This window comes from Nocardiopsis sp. RV163 (genome assembly GCF_001029525.1).
Classification (GTDB): Bacteria; Actinomycetota; Actinomycetes; order Streptosporangiales; family Streptosporangiaceae; genus Nocardiopsis; species Nocardiopsis dassonvillei.
The window spans coordinates 1-19443 of the sequence record NZ_LEKI01000115.1 but is presented as its reverse complement, the minus strand read 5'-3'; the positions used below and the strand labels follow the sequence as shown (position 1 = coordinate 19443).

General features: G+C 74.0%; 16 protein-coding genes and 1 pseudogene. 7 read left to right on the top strand and 10 right to left on the bottom strand.

What is annotated here, in order from left to right; translation table 11 throughout:
• The 4 genes from ABD54_RS18835 to ABD54_RS18820 all read left to right on the top strand — a co-directional run.
• Positions 1 to 2037: penicillin-binding transpeptidase domain-containing protein (locus ABD54_RS18835; RefSeq protein ID WP_053063613.1), on the top strand; the 2037-nt coding region annotated here is incomplete at its 5' end.
• Between the two features lie 388 nt (positions 2038 to 2425).
• On the top strand, positions 2426 to 2755 hold the full coding sequence (locus ABD54_RS18830; protein ID WP_047870822.1) for a hypothetical protein: 330 nt from the start codon (positions 2426 to 2428) through the stop codon (positions 2753 to 2755).
• A gap of 87 nt (positions 2756 to 2842) precedes the next feature.
• A complete protein-coding gene (locus tag ABD54_RS18825; RefSeq protein ID WP_047870821.1) occupies positions 2843 to 3091 on the top strand; it encodes a hypothetical protein in 249 nt (82 codons plus the stop codon).
• Positions 3092 to 3194: 103 nt separating this feature from the next.
• The gene (locus ABD54_RS18820) at positions 3195 to 3767 is read left to right on the top strand and encodes a CAP domain-containing protein (protein WP_082166892.1); all 573 of its coding nucleotides are present in this window, start codon (positions 3195 to 3197) and stop codon (positions 3765 to 3767) included.
• Between the two features lie 105 nt (positions 3768 to 3872).
• Here the strand turns inward: ABD54_RS18820 and ABD54_RS18815 are convergent, their stop codons facing one another.
• From ABD54_RS18815 to ABD54_RS18790, 6 genes are all read right to left on the bottom strand, one after another.
• The gene (locus ABD54_RS18815; protein ID WP_047870825.1) at positions 3873 to 4214 is read right to left on the bottom strand and encodes a DUF3040 domain-containing protein; all 342 of its coding nucleotides are present in this window, start codon (positions 4212 to 4214) and stop codon (positions 3873 to 3875) included.
• Between the two features lie 218 nt (positions 4215 to 4432).
• Positions 4433 to 5521, bottom strand: coding sequence for an ABC transporter ATP-binding protein (locus ABD54_RS18810; protein ID WP_047870820.1), 1089 nt, complete (start codon positions 5519 to 5521; stop codon positions 4433 to 4435).
• Positions 5521 to 6372, bottom strand: a complete 852-nt coding sequence (locus ABD54_RS18805) for an ABC transporter permease (RefSeq protein ID WP_047870819.1) — start codon at positions 6370 to 6372, stop codon at positions 5521 to 5523. Before ABD54_RS18805 ends, ABD54_RS18810 begins: the two co-directional genes overlap by 1 nt.
• Positions 6369 to 7175 carry a molybdate ABC transporter substrate-binding protein gene (gene modA / locus ABD54_RS18800; RefSeq protein WP_047870818.1) on the bottom strand — a complete coding sequence of 269 codons (807 nt, stop codon included), beginning with the start codon at positions 7173 to 7175 and terminating at the stop codon, positions 6369 to 6371. The genes ABD54_RS18805 and modA overlap by 4 nt, the downstream gene beginning before the upstream one ends.
• Positions 7168 to 7569 (bottom strand): molybdopterin-binding protein, encoded by a 402-nt coding sequence (locus ABD54_RS18795; RefSeq protein ID WP_047870817.1) that lies wholly within the window; start codon positions 7567 to 7569, stop codon positions 7168 to 7170. Before ABD54_RS18795 ends, modA begins: the two co-directional genes overlap by 8 nt.
• 204 nt (positions 7570 to 7773) lie before the next feature.
• Positions 7774 to 9393, bottom strand: a complete 1620-nt coding sequence (locus ABD54_RS18790) for a glycoside hydrolase family 10 protein (protein ID WP_047870816.1) — start codon at positions 9391 to 9393, stop codon at positions 7774 to 7776.
• A gap of 303 nt (positions 9394 to 9696) precedes the next feature.
• On the opposite strand from ABD54_RS18790, the gene ABD54_RS18785 reads away from it, so the two are divergent.
• Together ABD54_RS18785 and ABD54_RS18780 are read left to right on the top strand one after the other, a co-directional pair.
• Complete coding sequence (locus tag ABD54_RS18785) at positions 9697 to 10977, top strand: isochorismate synthase MenF (protein ID WP_047870824.1); 1281 nt, start codon at positions 9697 to 9699, stop codon at positions 10975 to 10977.
• Positions 10973 to 11326 (top strand): annotated as a pseudogene (locus ABD54_RS18780) (GNAT family N-acetyltransferase); the annotation flags it as partial. The gene ABD54_RS18785 and the pseudogene ABD54_RS18780, both read left to right, overlap by 5 nt.
• A 109-nt stretch (positions 11327 to 11435) precedes the next feature.
• Here the strand turns inward: ABD54_RS18780 and ABD54_RS18775 are convergent.
• The 4 genes from ABD54_RS18775 to menB all read right to left on the bottom strand — a co-directional run bounded on the left by ABD54_RS18775 (position 11436) and on the right by menB (position 17682).
• Positions 11436 to 13460 carry a PhoX family phosphatase gene (locus ABD54_RS18775; RefSeq protein ID WP_047870815.1) on the bottom strand — a complete coding sequence of 675 codons (2025 nt, stop codon included), beginning with the start codon at positions 13458 to 13460 and terminating at the stop codon, positions 11436 to 11438.
• 528 nt (positions 13461 to 13988) lie between these two features.
• Positions 13989 to 15677 carry a 2-succinyl-5-enolpyruvyl-6-hydroxy-3-cyclohexene-1-carboxylic-acid synthase gene (gene menD / locus ABD54_RS18770; protein WP_047870814.1) on the bottom strand — a complete coding sequence of 563 codons (1689 nt, stop codon included), beginning with the start codon at positions 15675 to 15677 and terminating at the stop codon, positions 13989 to 13991.
• 185 nt (positions 15678 to 15862) lie between these two features.
• Positions 15863 to 16846 carry an o-succinylbenzoate synthase gene (locus ABD54_RS18765; RefSeq protein WP_047870813.1) on the bottom strand — a complete coding sequence of 328 codons (984 nt, stop codon included), beginning with the start codon at positions 16844 to 16846 and terminating at the stop codon, positions 15863 to 15865.
• A complete protein-coding gene (gene menB / locus ABD54_RS18760; RefSeq protein WP_047870812.1) occupies positions 16843 to 17682 on the bottom strand; it encodes a 1,4-dihydroxy-2-naphthoyl-CoA synthase in 840 nt (279 codons plus the stop codon). The genes ABD54_RS18765 and menB overlap by 4 nt, the downstream gene beginning before the upstream one ends.
• Before the next feature lie 197 nt (positions 17683 to 17879).
• Between menB and ABD54_RS18755 the strand changes: the two genes are divergently transcribed.
• A complete protein-coding gene (locus ABD54_RS18755; protein ID WP_082166891.1) occupies positions 17880 to 19136 on the top strand; it encodes an AMP-binding protein in 1257 nt (418 codons plus the stop codon).
• Positions 19137 to 19443 lie beyond the last annotated feature (307 nt).

Here is a 19443-nt window from a genome sequence, read left to right as displayed (position 1 = left end):
TCCGCGCAGGGCCCCTCCGGCGACTGGGACGGGCCCCGGGGCGGCGGGGCCCACGACTCCTGGCAGGAGGCCCCGGCCTCCCGGCACGGCCTCCGCGGGCCCGCCGCCGGACACGGCCCCCCGGACGGGCGCACCAGCACCTGGGGCGACGACCCCTACCCGGGTCAGCCCGTTCACCACGGCGACACCCCCTACCCGGGCGGAGCGGACGGCCCGGCGCCGGACCGCGGCGGCCGCGGGGAGACCGGCCCCCAGCACGGCCAGGGTTCCCCGGACGGCTTCGAGTACCTCTACAGCGGCGTCGGCCCGGGCGCGGGCGGACCGGACGACCCCGACCGCCACGGGGACGACGGCTACGACCCCGGCCCCGCGCCGCGCAAGTCGCGGCGCGGACTGCTCATCGGCGTGCTCTCCGCCGTCGTGGTGCTGCTGCTCGTGGGCGGCGGCGCGTCCTGGTACGTCCTGACGATGCCCGAACCCGAGGAGGCGGCCGCCGAGTACGAGGCCGCCTGGGAGGCGCAGGACTACGATCGCCTGGCCGCGGTCACCCGGGGCGGCGACGCCGCCGCGGTGCTCGGCGGGATCGACTCCGGGCTGGGCGTGGACTCCATCGCGGTGGAGGTCGGCACGGTGACCGCCGACGGCGGCGCCGGCAGCGCGCCCTACGAGGTCACAGTGTCGTTGACCAACGCCGACGACTGGGGCTGGGAGGGCGAGCTGCCGCTGGTCCGCGAGGACGGCGAGTGGTGGGTGGAGTTCTCACCCGAGGTCGCCTACCCCGACCTGGGCGAGGGCCAGGTCCTGGCACGCACCGCCGTGTGGGGCGAGCGCGGCAGCGTCCTGGCCGCCGACGGCACCGCCCTGGACGGCACCGTCTCCGGTTCGCTGCAGATGATCGCGGGCTCCCTGGGCGAGGCCACCGAGGAGGACGTCGAGCGGCTGGGCCCGGCCTACAGCGTCGGCGACACCGTGGGCGTCAGCGGCCTCCAGCGCACCTACGAGGAGCGGTTGGCCGGTGAGGCCGCCACGACACTCCTCATGGTCGACGCGGCCGCCGCCGAGGACCCCGACTCCCTGGAGGCCACCGAGGAGAACACGGTGGCCACACTGGACGGCGCCGACGGCGAGGACGTCGTCACCAGCATCGACATGGCCGTCCAGAACGCGGCCTCCAACGCCGTCATCGACTCCGCCGACCCTGCGGGCCTGGTGGCGGTGCGGCCCTCCACCGGCGAGATCCTGGCGGCGGCGAACGTGCCCGGCGGGTTCAACCGGGCCTTCGAGGGCCAGTACCCGCCCGGTTCGTCGTTCAAGATCATCTCCTACAGCTCGCTGCTGGACAACGGGATGAGCATGGACGCCACGATGAACTGCCCCAAGGAGTACGACCTGGGCGGGTGGCCGTTCGTCAACGCGGGCGACGCCGAGTACGGCGCACAGACGGTGACCGAGGCCTTCGCGACCTCCTGCAACACCGCGTTGGTGGAGCAGGTCGGCGACCGGCTCAGCTCGGACACGCTCCAGGCCAGCGCCGAGCAGTTCGGCATGAACGCGCCGCTGGACATCGGCGTGCCCACGCTCGAACCGTCCTTCCCGCCGGTGGACAGCGCCACCATGCTGGGCGCCCAGAGCATCGGCCAGGGTCAGATCCTCACCTCGCCGCTGCACATGTCCACGGTGCCCGCCGCGGTCGCCGACGGTTCCTGGCGCCACCCGGTGCTGGTGACCGAGCCCGCCCAGGAGGGCCTGCCCGAGCCCCGCGCGATAGCCCAGGCCGAGGCGCTGCGGACGATGATGCGCGCGGTCGTCACCGAGGGCACAGCCGAGGACGTGCCCTTCCAGGGCGAGGTGCACGCCAAGTCGGGCACGGCCGAATTCGGCACCGCCGAGGACGCCGACGAGGACGGGGAGCTGCCCAGCCACGCCTGGATGGTCGGCTTCAAGGGCGACGTGGCCTTCGCAGTGGTGGTCGAGGGCGGTGGCGGCGGCTCGTCCGTGGCCGGTCCCCTGGCCGCCAGCTTCACCAACGGCCTCTGAGGTCGGCCCCGACGGCGCGTACCGGCGTGGCCGGTGCGCGCCGTCGGCGTCGGGGCCGCACCGGCGTGGCCGGTGTCGGCGCCGGTTCCCGGCGTCTACGATGCTCGCGGGTTGCGCGGTGTGCCTCGGCCCCGGCCCGGTGCCTTCCGGGGCCGGTCGGCCCGGTGTCCCCGGCCACGGGCATGTGATCACCCCAAACAGGAAAAATACGGCCCAAGACAACCAAGTATTACTTTAAGCTATTTGGTGACTACTAATAGTTAGCGAGTGGGAGTCCGGGGCAGATCTACGGATGGCGCCAGGAGAACGGTTCTCCCGAGGGTCGAGCTGGGGGGATCGGCGCCGCACCGGGCCGACAGATCGTCGGTCCGCCTCGAAAGGACACAGGATGAACCGCAAGACTCTCACTCGGATCGCCTTCGCCTCCGTCGCCGTTCCGGCCCTGGCCTTCGGCGCTCCGGCCACCGCCATGGCGGACAGCTTCTTCTCGGGTGAGTCCAGCGCCGCCGGCATCAAGGGCGCCGCGAGCCACAGCGTGACCGCTGTCGCCTTCGACGGCGACGGCGGCCACGGCCACGGTCACGGTCACGGCCACGGCCACAAGGGCGGCAAGGACCACGACCGCTGGGACAACGGCGGCTCCTTCTACAAGAAGAGCGCCACCTGGGCGGGCCACGACGGTGCCGCCTCCCACAGCATCGTGAGCGGTGCGAACTAGGCATTCCGTTTCCGCCGGGCGCGGCGGCCGTGTCGGCCGCCGCGCCCGGCGGGCGTGACCCGACCCAACCCGAGGAGGGGAAGGACGATGGTCCGACTACGACGAGCGCTGTCCCTGACCGGTGTGGCCTTCGGCCTGGCGCTGGGTGCGCCCTCGGTCGCGATGGCCGACGCGGTCTTCGAGAAGGACTTCGGCAGCGCCAGCGCCGAGGGCGCCACCATGACCGTGGTCCACAGCCGCGTCGGCGACGACGGCAAGGTCTACTACGAGTACGTGACCTACACCGCCTCCATGCACGGAGCCACGGTGGACAGGACCACCAGCAAGGCGAACTGAGTTCCCGCGAGGTTGCGGGCGGACGGCCTTCACGGCTGTCCGCCCCTGGTGTGCGCGGGCGCGGCGCGGTACACGCGCCCCCGCGCACGGGAGGTGGAAAGACATGCGAAACCTGCTTCGAGGCCGTGTCCTCGCGGTGGTGGCCGCGGCGGCCGTGTGCTGCGCGGGCGTGACCGGCGCGGCCGACCCCGGCGACGTGTTCGCCGGGGTCGGGGCCCCCGGGGCCCAGGGGCCGGGATCCGGCGGCGGCTGGCCCCCGCCCTGGTCCCAGGAGGAGCCGGCCGACCCCTGGACCGAGGCCGAGGCCGAGGTCGTGCGGCTGGTCAACGACAAGAGGCCCGGGTACGGGTGTGAGAAGCTGAGCGCCCACGAACTGCTCACCCAGGCCGCCCGGGAGCACAGCCAGGACCAGGCGGGCGACAGCGGTTTCCCCGGCGGCGGCTTCTTCGGCGGCAGCTCGTCGGCCAGGGACCGGGCGCGCGGCCTGGGCTACGCGAACCCTTCGGGCGAGATCGTGGCCAGCGGCTTCGAGACGGCCGAGGAGGCGGTGGAGGCCTGGACGCGCCGCGGCCGCAGCCAGGTGCTCGCCGACTGCGAGTCCGAGCACATCGGCGTGGGCGTGGTGAAGGGCGACGGCGGACCCTACTGGACCGTCGTCCTGGGCCGGGGCGCCTGAGCCGGACACGGGGTACGCGGGGCGCGTGACGGGCGGTGTGCGGCGGACGCACACCGCCCGTCACGCGTCCCTGGCGGCGCCGCGCGTCACGGACCGGGCTCCCGGTCAGGGCGTGCCGACGGCCCCGGGCCCCTCCGGCGCGGGCTCCGGATGCGGTGCGGGCTCCGGATCCCCGGTGGTCTGCGAGGTACTGGTAGGCACGGCGGGCGCGGACGGCTGCGGCGTGCTCGGGGTGAGGACGAACAGCATCACGAGCAGGCCCGCGGTGACCGCGGCGATCAGGCAGCACGCCACCCACGGCTTCCACCCGCCCAGCCCGGGGTCGGCAGGAGCGTCGGGATCCCCCGGCCCGAAGGACTCCAGTCGTCCGGCCAAGTCCGGTTCCTCCTCGCTGAGCTGCCGCTCGATCTCCGCGAGGATTCTTCTCTCGTGCTCTCTCAGGGACATGGCACCCTCCTCGGCCACGGGGGGAATGACAGTCGTCGCCAGACTTACAGTCTCCCCCGGGTGTACCTGAGATATCCAGGTATGCACAGGTTTTCCGATGTGGGTTTCTATAACCGATTCTGGGTAGAAAAATCGGCTCTCTCCACAGGGTACGCCTCCGGCCCGGACCCGAACGCGCTCCGCGCCGACGCGGCCCCGCGGGCCGGATCGGCCGGGGGTCAACCCGGGTAGCACTCGACCTCAGCGGCCTTGACCCCGGCCCACACCGGGTCCCCCCGGGCCAGCCCCAGCTCCGCCAGGGCCGCCGGACTGATGTCGGCGGCCAGGGAGGGGCTCCCCGTCAGGTGTACCCGCACCTGGTCGCCGAACCGCTCGATCCCCTCCACCGTCAGCCGCCACACGTTGCGCGGGCTGCCGTGCGGACGGTGCGGGTACAGGGCCACGGCTCGCGGCGGGAAGGCCACCAGTGCCGGTCCCCGGTGCGCCTCGTGCGCCTCCACACGGACGGGGCCGCCGGGCCCGTCAACGTCCAGCATCACGGTGGTGCCCTCGGCCGCGCCCCGGAAGAGGTTGAGCCCCACCAGCCGCGCGACGTAGGCCGTGCGGGGGCGGCGCGCCACCTCGGCGGGTTCGCCCTGCTGGACGACCCTGCCCTCCTCGATCACCGCCACCCGGTCGGCGAGCACCATGGCGTCGAGCGGATCGTGGGTGACCAGCACCGTGGCCCCGTCGAACTCCTCCAGCAGGTGGCGCAGCCGGGCGCGCACGTCGATCCGGGTGCTGGCGTCCAAGGCGGCCATGGGCTCGTCGAGCAGCAGCAGGCGGGGGCGCACGGCCAGCGCGCGGGCCAGCGCCACGCGCTGGGCCTGGCCGCCGGAGAGTCGGCGCGGCCGGACGCGCGCGTGAGCGGACAGGTCCATGTGGGCGAGCAGTTCGGCGGCGCGCTCGCGGGCCGCCGCCCGCGACAGGCCCTGGCGGCGGGGGCCGAAGGCCACGTTGTCCAGGGCGCTCATGTGCGGGAAGAGCAGGTAGTCCTGGAAGACCATGCCGATGGGGCGGTGCTCCACGGGTGTCCTGGTCTGGTCGCGCCCGTCCACGAGGACGTGCCCTCCGGTGAGGGGCACCAGTCCGGCCAGGGCGCGCAGGGCCGAGGACTTGCCCGCGCCGTTGGGCCCCAGCAGGGCGAGGATCTCCCCCGGGCGCACCGTCAGGGCGGCCTCCAGGGTGAAGGCGCCCCGGCTCAGGCGCAGGTCGGCCTCCAGCGCGGGTGCTGGCGCGGTGGCGGCGGGGTCGCGGTCGGGGGCCATCAGGTGTTCGTCCACCTCTCGCGCAGGGTGGCCAGGACGGCCAGGCACACCGCCAGCAGGATCAGGCTGAGCACGATGGCGGCCTCGGGGTCGCGCTGCATGGCCACGTACACGGCCAGCGGCATGGTCTGCGTGGTGCCCGGGAAGTTCCCGGCGAAGGTGATGGTGGCGCCGAACTCGCCCAGGGCCCGCGACCAGCACAGGACCGCCCCCGCCGCGATGCCCGGCAGCACCATGGGCAGGGTGACGTGGGCGAAGACGGCCGCCCGCCCGGCGCCCAGGGTGGCGGCGGCCTCCTCGTAACGGCGGTCCGCGCCGCGCAGCGCCCCCTCCACGCTGATCACCAGGAACGGCATGGCGACGAACACCTGGGCCAGGACCACGGCGGCGGGGGTGAAGGGCAGGGTGATCCCGAACCAGGCGTCCAGGTACCGGCCCGCGATCCCGTTGCGTCCCAGGACCAGCAGCAGGGCCACACCGCCGACCACGGGCGGCATCACCAGCGGAACGGTGACCAGTGCGCGCACCAGGCGGCGCCCGGGGAAGTCGGTGCGGGCCAGCAACCAGGCCAGCGGCACCCCGAGGAGCAGGGACACGGCCGTGGCGGCGGTGGCGGTGGACAGGGACAGCCACAGGGCCGCCAGGACCTCGGGCTCGGCCAGGCGGCTGACCATGGTGGACCAGGGCGCGCTGGCCAGCAGACCCGCCATGGGCAGCACGAGGAAGGCCGCGCCCGCGAGCGCGGGCAGCAGCAGGATCCAGGGAGCTCCGCCGAAGCGCCGGGCCCGGGGCGGGCGGCGGCGCGGCGCCGTGTCGGCGGGGGGCGCGGCTGGGGCGCGGGCGGGCGTCATGGGACCTCGAACCCGGCGGCCCGCAGGACCCTTTCGCCCTCGGGCGAGCGCACCAGGTCCACCCAGGCGGCGGCGAGCGCGGCGTCGGAGGTCGTGGAGACGACCCCGATGGGATAGTCGTTGACCACATCGTCGGACTCGTCGAACACGACGTCCTGGACCCGGTCGCCCGCGGAGACGACGTCGGTGGCGTAGACGAGTCCGGCGTCGACCTCGCCGAGCTCGACCTTGGTCAGGACCGCGCGCACGTCCTCCTCGTAGGTGTCGGGGGTGATCTCCAGTCCGGCCTCGTCCAGGACCTCGGCGGTGGCCGCGCCGCAGGGGACCTCCTCGGCGCAGAAGGCGACGGCGGTGCCCCCGGCGGCGAGGTCGGCCAACTCCTCGACACCGGCCGGATTGTCCGGGGGCACGGCGATGCGCAGGGTGTTGGCGGCGAAGACCACGCCGCGAGCGCCGTGCTCAGCGGCCCAGTCGGGATCCAGCCCCTCGCCCTCGACGACCCGGCCCATGGTGTCGGTGTCGGCGGAGGCGAAGACGTCGGCGGGGGCACCGGAGTTGATCTGGAGGGCCAGGTCGCTGCTGCCCGCGAAGTTGAGGACCACCTCGGTGCCGGGGTGCTCGGCCTCGAACTCCTCGGCCAGGTCGGTGAAGACGTCGGTGAGGGAGGCCGCGGCGAAGACGTTGAGCCGGTCGCCGGGCCCCTCCTCCGGGGAGCAGGCGCAGAGGACGAGCGCGGCCGCGGACAGGGCGCGGGCCAGCCGGAAAGCGCCGGAACGGGGGTCGCGGGGGGCGGGATCACGCATGGCGTTCCCCGGTGGTCTCCACGACCACGTTGGTGGACTTGACCACCGCGGTGGCGATACTGCCCACCTCCAGGCCGAGTTCGTCGGCGGCCTCGCGGCTCATAAGCGAGACCACCCGGTGGGGCCCGGCCTGGATCTCCACGCTGGCCATCACCCGGTCGCGGACGACGTCGGTGACCAGGCCGCGGAAGCGGTTGCGGGCGGAGGACAGGTGCCGGGCCGGGTCCTCGTCGGCCCCCGTGCTCATGAACCCGGCCAGGTCCGCGCCCTCGATCAGACGCCTTCCGGAGGCGTCGCGGGTGGCGGACAGGCGGCCGGAGTCGACCCAGCGCCGGACGGTGTCGGCGCTGACGCCGAGGAGGGCGGCGGCCTCGCTGATGTGGAAGGTCGGCATGGGGCCAACCTACCCCTGGCATCTGCTGGGGCAAAAGGGGCTTTCCGCTAGCAGCTGCCTACTTCTTGGCCCTTGTTCTGTGGTTCTGCGACAGACAGGCGCGCCGGACCCGAGCGGCGCCCGACCGAGTATCCCGGCGCATGGAAGGGGCTCCGGCCCGGGGACGCCTCCCCCGGCCGGAGCCCGCACGCTCCTCGTCCGCGGTCAGCCGCGCACGTGGGCGGCCGCGCCGAACGGCCCCTCGGCGCGGTAGTCGTCCAGTGCGGTGACCACGTACCCGGCGCCGTCCTCCAGCGGCTCGGTGTCGGTCAGTGCGGTGCGCCCGGTGAGGCCCACGAGGTTGTCCGCGGTGACCGCGGCGCAGCGCTCCTCCCCGGTCCCGGCGGCGGCCGCGTCGGCGGACAGCCGGTAGACGGCGTAGAAGCGGGCGCCGTCCACGGCCTCCCACGCCACGTCGACCCCCCCGTCGGCGACTCGGGCCGTGACGCCGCCGACCGCGCCGACAAGCGGCTCCTGGCCCTCGGGCGCGTCGGAGAGCGGCGGCAGGGCCGGGGCGCGGTAGTGCTCGTCGGCCAGCGCGGCGTAGGCGTCGGCGGCCCCGTCGCGCAGGTTCTTGATGGAGAAGTAGATGTCGCCGTCCACCTGGGACAGCTCGCCGGAGTAGTCCAGTTGGGCGCTGAGCGCGTCCCCGCCGGTCCAGCCGTCCTCGCCCACCCGGTAGGCGGCCTGGCCGATGTACAGGTCCACGCCGGTGCCCTCGACCTCCCGGGCCCACCAGTCGGCGAGGACCTCGTAGTCGGCGGTCTCGAAACCCCGCTGCCAGTAGAGCTGCGGTGCGACGTAGTCGACCGTGCCCTCCCGGATCCAGGTGCGGGTGTCGGCGTGCTGGGCATCGTAGGACTGCAGGCCCGAGCTGGCCGAGCCGCCGGGGTCGGTGGAGTCGTTGCGCCAGATGCCGAACGGGGAGATCCCGAAGCTCACCCAGGGCTTGGTCGCCTCGATGCCCTCGTACACGCCGGCGATGAGCCGGTCGACGTTGTCGCGGCGCCAGTCCCCGCGGTCGTCGAAGCCCTCGCCGTACTCCTCCCAGGAGGCGTCGTCGTCGAACTCCTCACCCTCCTTGGGGTAGGGGTAGAAGAAGTCGTCGAAGTGCACGCCGTCGACGTCGTAGCGCTCCACCACGTCGAGGATCACGCGGGTCACCCACTCCCGGACCTCGGGGTTGCCTGGGTCGAGGTAGGCCTCGACGCCGTAGTCGACGAGCCACTCGGGGTTCTCCCTCGCCGGGTGGTCCCCGGCCAGGTTCTCGACGTCGGGGTCCTGGAAGCCCACCCGGTAGGGGTTGAACCAGGCGTGCAGCTCCAGGCCGCGCTCGTGCGCCCCGGCCACCGCGTACTCCAGCGGGTCGTAACCGGGGTCGCCGCCCTGCTCGCCGGTGAGGTAGCGCGCCCACGGCTCCAGGTCCGACTCGTAGACCGCGTCGGCGGTGGGCCGCGTGTGCAGGAAGACCGCGTTGAGCCCCATGGCGGAGGCGTCGTCGAGGTAGGCGTCGAGCTCGGCCTTCTGCTCCTCGGCGGACAGGCCCGGCTCGGAGGGCCAGTCGATGTTGCGGACCGTGGTCAGCCACGCCCCGCGCATCTGCCGCTGCGCCCCGCCGTCCCCGCACCGGACGGAGGCGGCCGCCCCGGACGCGCCGTCGGCCGACGGCTCCTCCCCGGGGCCCCCGCCGCTGCATCCCGCCAGCAGGACGGTGGCCGCTGCGGCGGACGCGGCCCACCGCAGCGCGGCGCACGGCGGGGGCACGGCACGGGCCGCTGAATCCATGGAACAGGTCTCCTCTGAGGGGAATCGGGACGCGCACCGCCGTCACCGTGACGCCGCACCGCGAACCAGAGTAGGCCAGACAGTCAATTTTCGAACACGATCGCGGCAATCTGTGGACAACCTCGCATACCCGGTGCCGAGGGCCGCCGCGGCGGGTCCGCGGAGCACCCGCGCGGGCAGCGGCGGAGCACGATCCCCGCCGGGAGGCGGCGGCCCCGGCCCGTGAGGGAGCACGTGCGCACCCCGGCCACCACGGCCGATACCGGACACACCGCCCCAGACGAGGTCCTAGACTCGGGGACCGTGAACGCCCTCCTGAGCCCGCCCCGCCTGTCCGTCCGCACCGTCGCCCTGCGCGACGACACCGCCAGCCTGCTGGACCGCCTGCCCGCGGACTCCCCTCTGGCCTGGCTGACCGGCGACGAGGGCATCGTGGGCTGGGGACGGGCCGCGCGGCTGGACTTGGCCGGTGAGCCCGAATCGGCTGAGCCCACAGACACCACCCGCTTCACCGAGGCGGCCCGCTGGATCAACGCCCTCACCGAGCGAGCCGAGGTCCACGACGAGGTGGGGGTGCCCGGCACCGGACCGGTCGCGTTCGGCACGTTCGCCTTCTCCCCCTCCTCCGCGGGATCGGCCCTGGTGGTGCCGCGCGTGCTGGTCGGGCGGCGCGACGGCCGCGCCTGGCTGACCACCGTCACCGAAGCGCACGGGGAGCACCCGGCCGAGCCGCTGGTCCCGACGTCGGCGCCGCGGCCCGTGGGTCCGCTCTCGTGGAGTCAGGGGTCGCTGACCGACGAGCAGTGGATGGGCGCCGTGGCCGGTACCGTCGAGCGCATCCGCGCGGGAGAGCTCGACAAGGCCGTGCTGGCGCGCGACGCCCTGGCCGAGGCCGACGCCCCCATCGACGTGCGCACACTGCTGGAGCGGCTGCGGCTGCGCTTCCCCGGTTGTTTCACCTTCTCCGTGGACGGCATGGTCGGAGCCACCCCCGAACTACTGCTGCGCCGAGAGAGCGACCAGCTCTCCTCGCTGGTGCTGGCCGGGACCCGCCCCCGGGGCGAGGACCCCGAAGGCGACCGGCTCCTGGCCGAGGAGCTGCTGGCCTCGGCCAAGGACGTGGACGAGCACCGCATGGCCGTGGACTCCCTGCGCACAGCGCTGGAACCGCTCACCGGGGAACTGGACGTGCCCGCGCGGCCCCGCCTGCTCGCGCTCGCCAACGTGCAGCACCTGGCCACACCGGTGCGCGCCCGCCTGCACCCCGGGGTCTCGGCGCTGGACGCGGTCGCGGCCCTGCACCCCACAGCGGCCGTGGGCGGCACACCCACCGCGGCGGCCATGCGGCTGATCGCGAAGTCCGAGGGCATGGACCGGGGCGGCTACGCCGGTCCGGTCGGGTGGCTGGACGGCGCGGGCAACTCCGAGTGGGGGATCGCCCTGCGCTGCGCCCGTGTGGAGGGCGCGCGCGCCCGGCTGTTCGCCGGAGGGGGCATCGTCGCCCGGTCCGAACCGGAGTCGGAGCTGGCCGAGACCGAGTCCAAGTTCCGGGTCATGCGCGAGGCCCTGACCGACCCCGTCTGAGCCGGGGGGCGGCCCCTCCGCCGGGGACATCGCGGTGTTCGTGGTGGCCCGCGACGGCTCGGGCGCGGCCGTGGGCTGCGGCGGCCTGCGCTACCTGGGTGACGCGGCGGGCGAGGTCAAGAGGATGTACGTGCGGCCGGACCGGCGCGGATCGGGCGCGGCGGCGCTGGTCCTGGCGGCCCTGGAGGAGTGGGCCCGCGGACGGGGCTGGAAGTGCCTGCGCCTGGAGACGGGAGACCGACAGCCCGACGCGGTGCGGTTCTACACCCGTTCGGGGTACACGCCCGTCCCCGGTTTCGGAGCCTACGCCGACGAGCCCCCCTCGCTCTGCTTGGAGAGGACTCTCTGAGGCGCGGGCCCACGCGGGCGGGCCCGGACACGAGGAACCGGCCCCGGCAGCCCCCACGATGGAAGCCGGGGCCGGTTGTCGTCGTCCCTACCTGCGGGAGGAGGGGGGACTACCTGCCGACCTCGCGGCCCGCGCTGTGCCAGATGCACACCACGGACGGGCGCGGGAAGTCGCCGTCGGGCCAGGTGCTGGTGGGGGCCTCGAAGGTGCCGCCGTCACCGGGGTGCTGGGGGCCCAGGAAGACCGTCTTGCTGTCCTCGGTGACGAAGGGACCGCAGGCCTCCGCGCCGACCGGGACGGTGGCGAAGGTCTTCAGCTCACCGCGGAAGCGGCCCTCGACCGGCATGACGTGCAGACCGTCGTTGATTCCCAGGGCGCCGGGCTGGCCGTCCGTGGAGATCCACAGGTTGCCGTCCTTGTCGAAGGTCAGGTTGTCCGGCGCGGAGATCGGCATGACCTTGGACTTGTCGAAGCCCGCGTAGTAGGTGTCGTCGTCCTCGGGGTCGCCGCACACCAGCGGCACGTTCCAGGCGAAGGAGGTGGCGGCCGCGTCGTTGCCGGACTCGACGATCTCCAGGATGTGGCCGTGCCGGTTGGGGCCGCGCGGGTTGGGCTCGTCGGCCTGGCCGGGCTCGCGGGCGGAGTTGTTGGTCAGCGCGCAGTACACCTTGCCGGTGACCGGGCTGGGCTCGAAGTCCTCGGGGCGGTCCATCTTGGTGGGGCCGACGACGTCGGCGGCCAAGCGGGTGTGGATCAGCACCTCGGCGACGCTGAAACCGGGGACGAAGCTCTCGGTGTCGGTGCACAGCGCGACCCACTCGCCGGAACCGTCGAACTCGCCGTCCGCGGGCAGCGCGCCGGAGCCGTCGAACTCCTCGGCGGGGCTGTTGCCGGACAGGCGGGCCACGTAAAGCGTGCCGGTGTCCAGCAGGGAGAGGTTGTGGCGCCGGGAGCCCTCGACGTACTTCTTGGCGCTGACGAACTTGTACATGTAGTCGAAGCGCTCGTCGTCGCCCATGTAGGCCACGACCCGGCCGTCGTCGGCCAGGCGGGTGGTGGCGCCCTCGTGCTTGAAGCGGCCGAGCATGGTGCGCTTGACCGGCTCGGATTCGGGGTCGAGCGGGTCGACCTCGACGATGTAGCCGAAGCGGTTGACCTCGTTGGGGTGCTTGGAGAGGTCGAAGCGCTCCTCGAAACGCTCCCAGCGGCGTCCCGTGGCACCGGTGCCGACTCCGTAGCGCCTGGTCTCGGCGGACCCGGAGCCGTTGGCGAAGTACTGGTTGAAGTTCTCCTCGGCGGTGAGGAAGGTGCCCCACGGGGTCATGCCGCCCGCGCAGTTGTTGAGCATGCCCCGGACCAGGGTGCCGGTGGGGTCCTCCGCCGTCTTGAGCAGGTCGTGCCCGGCGGCGGGGCCGGTGACGCGCATGGGGGTGTCGGCGGTGATGCGGCGGTTGAAGGAGCGCTCGCCCGTGGAGAGCACCCACTTGCCGGTGCGGCCCTCGCGCTGGAGCTCGACGATGGAGCCGCCGTGGGCGGCCATCGCGGTGCGGACCTGCTCCTCGGTGGCGGCGTCGCCCCCGGCGTACCCCGGGAACATGAGTTCCTCGTTGGTGTACTCGTGGTTGACCCACAGCAGGGCGTGGTCGTCGTCGAGCTGGTGGAAGCCGACGTAGTCGCAGTTGTAGCCGAACTGCTGGGCCTGCGCCTCGGCGGTCTGGTCGTGGACGTCGAACTCGGGCGCGCCGGGCAGGACCGGCTCGCCCCACCGGATGATGACGTGCTGGTCGTAGCCCCGGGGGACGGTGACCTTGTCGTCGTTGTTGGGCTGGACGCTGGTGAAGGTGGGCCTCGGGGAGGGGTGGGGGCGGTCGGGGCCGCGGCGGTCGGCCGAGGCCGGGCTGAGCGCGGCGAGTCCGAACGCGCCCGCTCCGGCGCTCACGGCGCCTGCCCGGATGATGGAGCGGCGGGAGAGCGCCTTGGCGAAGATGTCCCCGAAGTAGGGGTTGTCGCTGGTGTTGGGAGCCGGGTGGAAACAGGCGTCGCCGCAGCGCAGTCTGCATGTCGCACGGGAACGACCGCCACCGACCTGGCCGATCAACGGCAGCTGGCGGCGGCGGGGCGCGGATTCGGGCACACCTTCTCCTTGGGGATCGTGCTGCTCCCGCGCGCTCCGTCGGTGCGGGGTCTGACCGGGGCGCGCGGATTGCCTCCTGGTCCGGCGGGGTGCTCCCCCGGACGCTCTCGACCTTGGCCGAAATTCCGAACGCGCAGGTGAAACCAAGGTGAACGCGCCTACAAATCCGGCGCATGCCCTGGTAGGTCACGCTGGGAATCCAGAGGGACACACATCGTCGGGTTCCGGTCGTGATAATGGCGCACCGTACCCGCCGGGTCCACGTGACACGCCTGTAACCGCCTCCCGAGTCGTCGCCCCTCCCGTGATTCGGCGCCGGGCGAAGCGATGCGCCGCGGGGGCGGGGCCGGAGCGGTAGCGGGAAGACGGTTGTCGGTCGAAGGGGTTTCCGGGCATGCCGAGAGCGGGTCGTAGGGGAGGTTGAAAAGAGGCGGTCGCGGTGCCCGGCGCCGCGGCGGACGGGCTCGGGCGGGCCGACCGCCGCTGGAACACGGGGGTGGGCCGCACGCCCCAGTCGGTGGCGTGCGCTCAGAGCGCCCCGTCAACCGCGGCATCCACCGCGGCCTGGATACGGCGGCGCAGCGCGGCGCTGCCCGGGCGGTGCGTGCGCACCTCGATCAGGCGCGGCCCCTCGCCCAGCAGCGCCTTGGGCAGGTCGGTCGCCCACTCCAGGCGGGTGTAGGGCACGTCGGCCACCGCGGCCACACGTTCCATCGACGCCCCGTGCGGGGTGCCGAACACCCGCTCGAAGTCGGGGTGCCCGGCCTGCTCCAGACCGGAGAAGATCCCGCCGCCGTCGTTGTTGACCACCACGATCGCCAGGTCCGGGCGCGGCTCCCCCGGGCCGATCAGCAGCCCGTTCTGGTCGTGCAGCATGGCCAGGTCTCCCAGCAGCGCGTAGGCGTGCCCCCCGCCACCGGCCTGGTGGGCCAGCGCCGCGCCGATGGCCGTGGAGACCGACCCGTCGATCCCGCTCACGCCCCGGTTGCCCACCAGTCGTACGCCGCAGCGCGCCCGCATGGTGGCGTCCAGGTCGCGGATGGGCATGCTCGAACCGGCGAACAGCAGCGAACCGGCGGGCATGTGCGCGACCAGGTCGCGGGCCAGCCTCGGCTCGCTGAGCGCCTCCTCCTCGTCCAACACGGCGTCCAGGGCGGCACGGGCCACCGACTCGGCTTCGGACCAGGTCCGCGACCACTCGGTGCGCCGTGGAGCGCCCGGGCCCGCACCGGCGGGCGGCGCGACCGCGGCCACCACGTCGGTGGCGGTGCGCACGGGGTCGGAGAAGGCGTCGAGCGCGCCCGCGCTGACCACCACGTGCCGCTCGGCCCGGCGCAGGTAGGCCAGGATCTGCCGGGACAGGTTGGGGCGGCCGACGCTCACCACCAGCTCCGGCGCCGGGCGCGCGGCCACGCGCGGCGAGGCCAGCAGCTGCCGGTAGGTGGAGAGCGCGTCCGCCCGGCGGGCGTTGGAGGTCGGTTCGGCCAGCAGCGGCCACCCGGTCGCCTCGGCCAGTGCCAGGAACGGCACCGGGTCGTAGTCCCCGTCGCCGCACACGATCACACCGCGTTCGACGTCGGGAAGGACGAACGGCGCGGGTTCGGTCAGCGGCACCGGGCGGCCGATCCACGCCCGGCCGCCGTCGCGCCCCTCCAGGGGCTCGGGCCAGGCGCCCGTGTGGACGTCGGGGGTCAGCGGGTCGCGGAAGGCCACGTTGAGGTGGACCGGGCCGGGGCGCCCGCCCAGCGCCGAGCCCCACGCGCGGCAGGCCAGCGACCGCCAGTAGGCGACCATGCCGGGCACGGGGTCGGGGGTGCCGACCTCGGCGAACAGGCGGACCGCGCCGCCGTACAGGCCGATCTGGTCCACCGTCTGGTTGGCGCCGGTTCCGCGTAGTTCGGGGGGCCGGTCGGCGGTGAGCACCAGCAGCGGCACCCCGCTCTCGTCGGCCTCCATCACCGCCGGGTGGAAGTTGGCCGCGGCCGTGCCGGAGGTGCACACCACCGCGACCGGGCGGCGCGAGACGCGGGCCAGGCCCAGGGCGAGGAAGGAGGCCGAGCGCTCGTCGATGCGCACGTGGACACGGATTCCGGGGTGGGCGACCAGGGCCAGGGCGAGCGGCGTCGAGCGCGACCCCGGCGCGACGACGGCCTCGGCCAGGCCGCAGCGGGCCAGCTCGTCGACCAGGACACGCGCCAGGGCGGTGGACGGATTCATCAACTCTCTCGATCGTCTCAAGGTGTACCCAGTATCACCATGTGGACCCGGCCCCTACAGTCAACCCCCACCCGGGACCCGCGGAGGACGAACAGGGCTGTTACACCTCACACACGCGGACCGGACATCCGGTACTCCCGTCACCGTGCGCCCCGGGCGTAACACCGACGCCGGTCACGGCGCGGTCATCCGGCGCCGGGGAGCTCGTCGGCGGCCGACCGCGCGGCATCGGCGCGGGCCCGCCAGGCGGCGGAGTCGACCTCCACCGCGCGCAGGCTCGCCTCGTCCACCGTCACAGGGCGCACGGGCAGGAACCCGTTCTCGGGCAGCAGGGGGTCGGCGGTGACGTCGGCGGTCAGCATCTGCATGGTGGCCAGGCCGCACGCGTGGGGCAGCTCCGGCAGCGCGGCGGCCAGGGCCACCCCCGCCGCCAGGCCCACCGAGGTCTCCACGGCGCTGGAGACCACCGCAGGCAGGCCGCACGCCTCGGCCACGCGCAGCGCGGAGCGCACCCCGCCCAGCGGCTGGACCTTGAGGACCACGATGTCGGCGGCGCCGGCGGCGCGCACCCGCAGCGGGTCCTCCGCCCTGCGGACGGACTCGTCGGCGGCCACGGGGACCGACACGCGGCGGCGCACGGCGGCCAGCTCGTCCAGGGTGGCGCACGGCTGCTCGACGTACTCCAGGCCGAAGCGGTCCAGTTCGCGCACCATCCGCACGGCGGTGTCGACGTCCCAGGCGCCGTTGGCGTCCACCCGCACCAGCCCGGAGGGGCCCAGGGCGTCGCGGACCGCCTCGACGCGGGCCAGGTCCTCGGCGGGGTCCTGCCCGCGTTCGGCCACCTTGACCTTGGCGGTCGCGCAGCCGCCCGCGGAGACGATCGCGTGGGCCCGCTCGGGGTCCACGGCGGGCACGGTCACGTTGACCGGCACCCGGTCGCGGACCGGCGCGGGCCAGCCGTGGTGGGCGGCCTCCTCACAGGCCGCCCACCAGCGGGCGCACTCGCGCGGGCCGTACTCGGCGAAGGGGGAGAACTCCCCCCATCCGGCGGGCCCGCGCACGAGCATGCCCTCACGGACGGTGATACCGCGGAAGCGGTTGCGCAGGCCGACCGCGAAAGCGCGTCCCCCGGCGGGCGAGCCCGCCGGGTCGGGTTCGTCAGCGGTCACGGACGGCGCGGGAACTTGTCGAACTCCGGGCGGCGCTTCTCCTTGAAGGCGTCGCGGCCCTCCTGGGCCTCCTCGCTCATGTAGTAGAGCATCGTGGCGTCACCGGCGAACTGCTGCATCCCGGCCGCGCCGTCGCTGACGGCGTTGATGGCTCCCTTGAGCATGCGCAGCGCCAGCGGGGACTTCTCCAGCATCTCCCGGGCCCAGGCCACGGTCTCCTTCTCCAAGTCCTCCAGCGGCACGACCGTGTTGACCATGCCCATGTCCAGGGCCTCCTGCGCGCTGTACTGGCGGCACAGGTACCAGATCTCACGGGCCTTCTTCAGGCCGACGGTCTCGGCGAGCAGCCAGGAGCCGTAACCGCCGTCGAAGGAGCCGACCTTGGGGCCGGTCTGTCCGAACTTGGCGTTGTCCGCGGCGATGGTCAGGTCGCAGCAGACCTGGAGCACGTTGCCGCCGCCGACAGACCAGCCGGCGACCATGGCGATGACGGGTTTGGGCAGGCGGCGGATCTGCACCTGGAGGTCGAGCACGTTGAGGCGGCCGATGCCCTGCTTGGCCACGGCGTCGTCGCCCATGTAGCCGTCCTCGCCGCGGATCTTCTGGTCGCCTCCGGAGCAGAACGCCTGGTCACCGGCGCCTGTGAGGACGATCACGCCGACCGAGGAGTCGTCGCGGGCGAGGTTGAAGGCCTCCTGGAGCTCGAACAGCGTCTGGGGCCGGAAGGCGTTGTGCCGCTCGGGGCGGTTGATCGTGATCTTGGCGATGCCCTCCGCGGTCTCGTAGATGATGTCGGAATACTCGCCCGACCGCTGCCAGTCGATCACGCTGCTCACGGCTACCGCTTCTCCTCAACGGGGACACTGTGGACGGCGCGGACGTGTCACCACGTCCACGCGACAACCCTACGCATTGTGCCAGGCGGGCGGGGACCCGCGTGCGGGTCGGTGCTCCTTGCGCCCGGTGCCCGCCGCCCGGCACCGGGCCCGACCCCCGGGGCGTGCGCCCCGGACACGGGCGTACCCTTGCCGTCGTGGCACGCGAGAGACAGGTCGAGGCAGGCGGAACGCACCCCGGTGACCTTGAGGGACGCCCCCTCCAGGCGGTGCGCGGACTGGCGCCGCGGCGCCTGGGCGACCTGTTGGCCCGGGCGCTGGACGGGCACGGCCCCGCACTGCTGCCGATCCCGGACGGGACCCCCGAGGCGCGCGTGGACGAGCTCCTGGCCGCCATGCGCCCGGCCTCCCTGCGCACCCCGGACGGGGTCGCCGCGCTGGACGGCGCCAGCCCGGCGGGCCGGGACACCGCCCTGGTAGTCACCACCTCGGGCTCCACCGGCGCGCCCAAGGGGGTGGAGCTGTCGGCCGCCGCGCTGCGCTCCTCCGCGCGGGCCTCGGTGGCGCGGATCGGGGCCGCCCCCGGCGACGCGTGGCTGTGCGTGCTGCCCGCCGGGCACATCTCCGGCATCCAGGTGATCATGCGCGCCCTGGCCACGGGCGGCCGGATCGAACACGCGGCCTTCTCGGTGGGGGCGGTGGCCGAGCTCACTCGCGGGTCGCGCCCGCACGTGTCCCTGGTGCCCACCCAGTTGCGGCGGCTGCTGGCCGCCGGGACCGACCTGTCGGTGTTCGGGACCATCCTGCTCGGCGGAGCCGCCGCCGACCCCGCCCTGCTGCGGGAGGCCCGCGGGGCGGGGGGCCGGGTGGTCACCACGTACGGAATGAGCGAGACCTGCGGCGGGTGCGTCTACGACGGCGTTCCGCTGGACGGCGTGCGGGTGCGCGTGGAGTCCCCCTCGGCCGACGGGGCCGGGCGCGTCCTGCTGTCGGGGCCGGTGCTGCTGAGCGGCTACCGCCTGGCGCCCGGGGCCGAGGCCGATCCGGGCGCCCTGGTCACCGACGCCGACGGGACGCGTTGGCTGCGCACCAACGACCTGGGCCGCCTGGACGGGGACGGGCGCCTGAGCGTGCTCGGACGCGTGGACGAGGTGGTCAACACCGGCGGCCACAAGGTGGTGCCGGGGCAGGTCAACGCCCGGCTGCTGGAGCACCCCGCCGTGGCCGACTCGGTGGTGGTGGGCCGGTCCGACCCCGAGTGGGGCGAGCGGGTGAGCGCCGTCGTGGTGCCCGCCGACCCCGACGCGCCGCCCTCCCTGGAAGAGCTGCGCTCGTGGGTGCGCGAGCGCCTGCCCGCCTACGCCGCGCCCCGTGAGCTCGAGGTGCGCGCCTCCCTGCCGGTGCTGGCCTCGGGCAAGCCCGACCTGGTGGCCCTGCGCGGCCCGCGCGCCTGAGCGGCGGTAGCGTCCCCCGGCGCGTGTACCGGCGCGCCCTCGACCCGTGGGACCCTGGGGCGCGTCGGGTGCCGCGCCCCACCACGTCGGCGCCCGTCGGACAGCAGTGACGGCCGGGGGTCGGGCGGTCCGGCGGCTCCTCGCGGAGCGGGCGTTCACGGACGTGCCGGACAAAAGGCGGGGAACTTCCCCGGGCGTTCCGACGTCTACCTGAGTAATCCGGCCCCTCGGCCCCTCTCCCAAGGAGGTCCGCAGTTGGTGACAGCCCTCGGCCCACACGTTCGTGCCCCTGCGCTCTCCCCCCAAC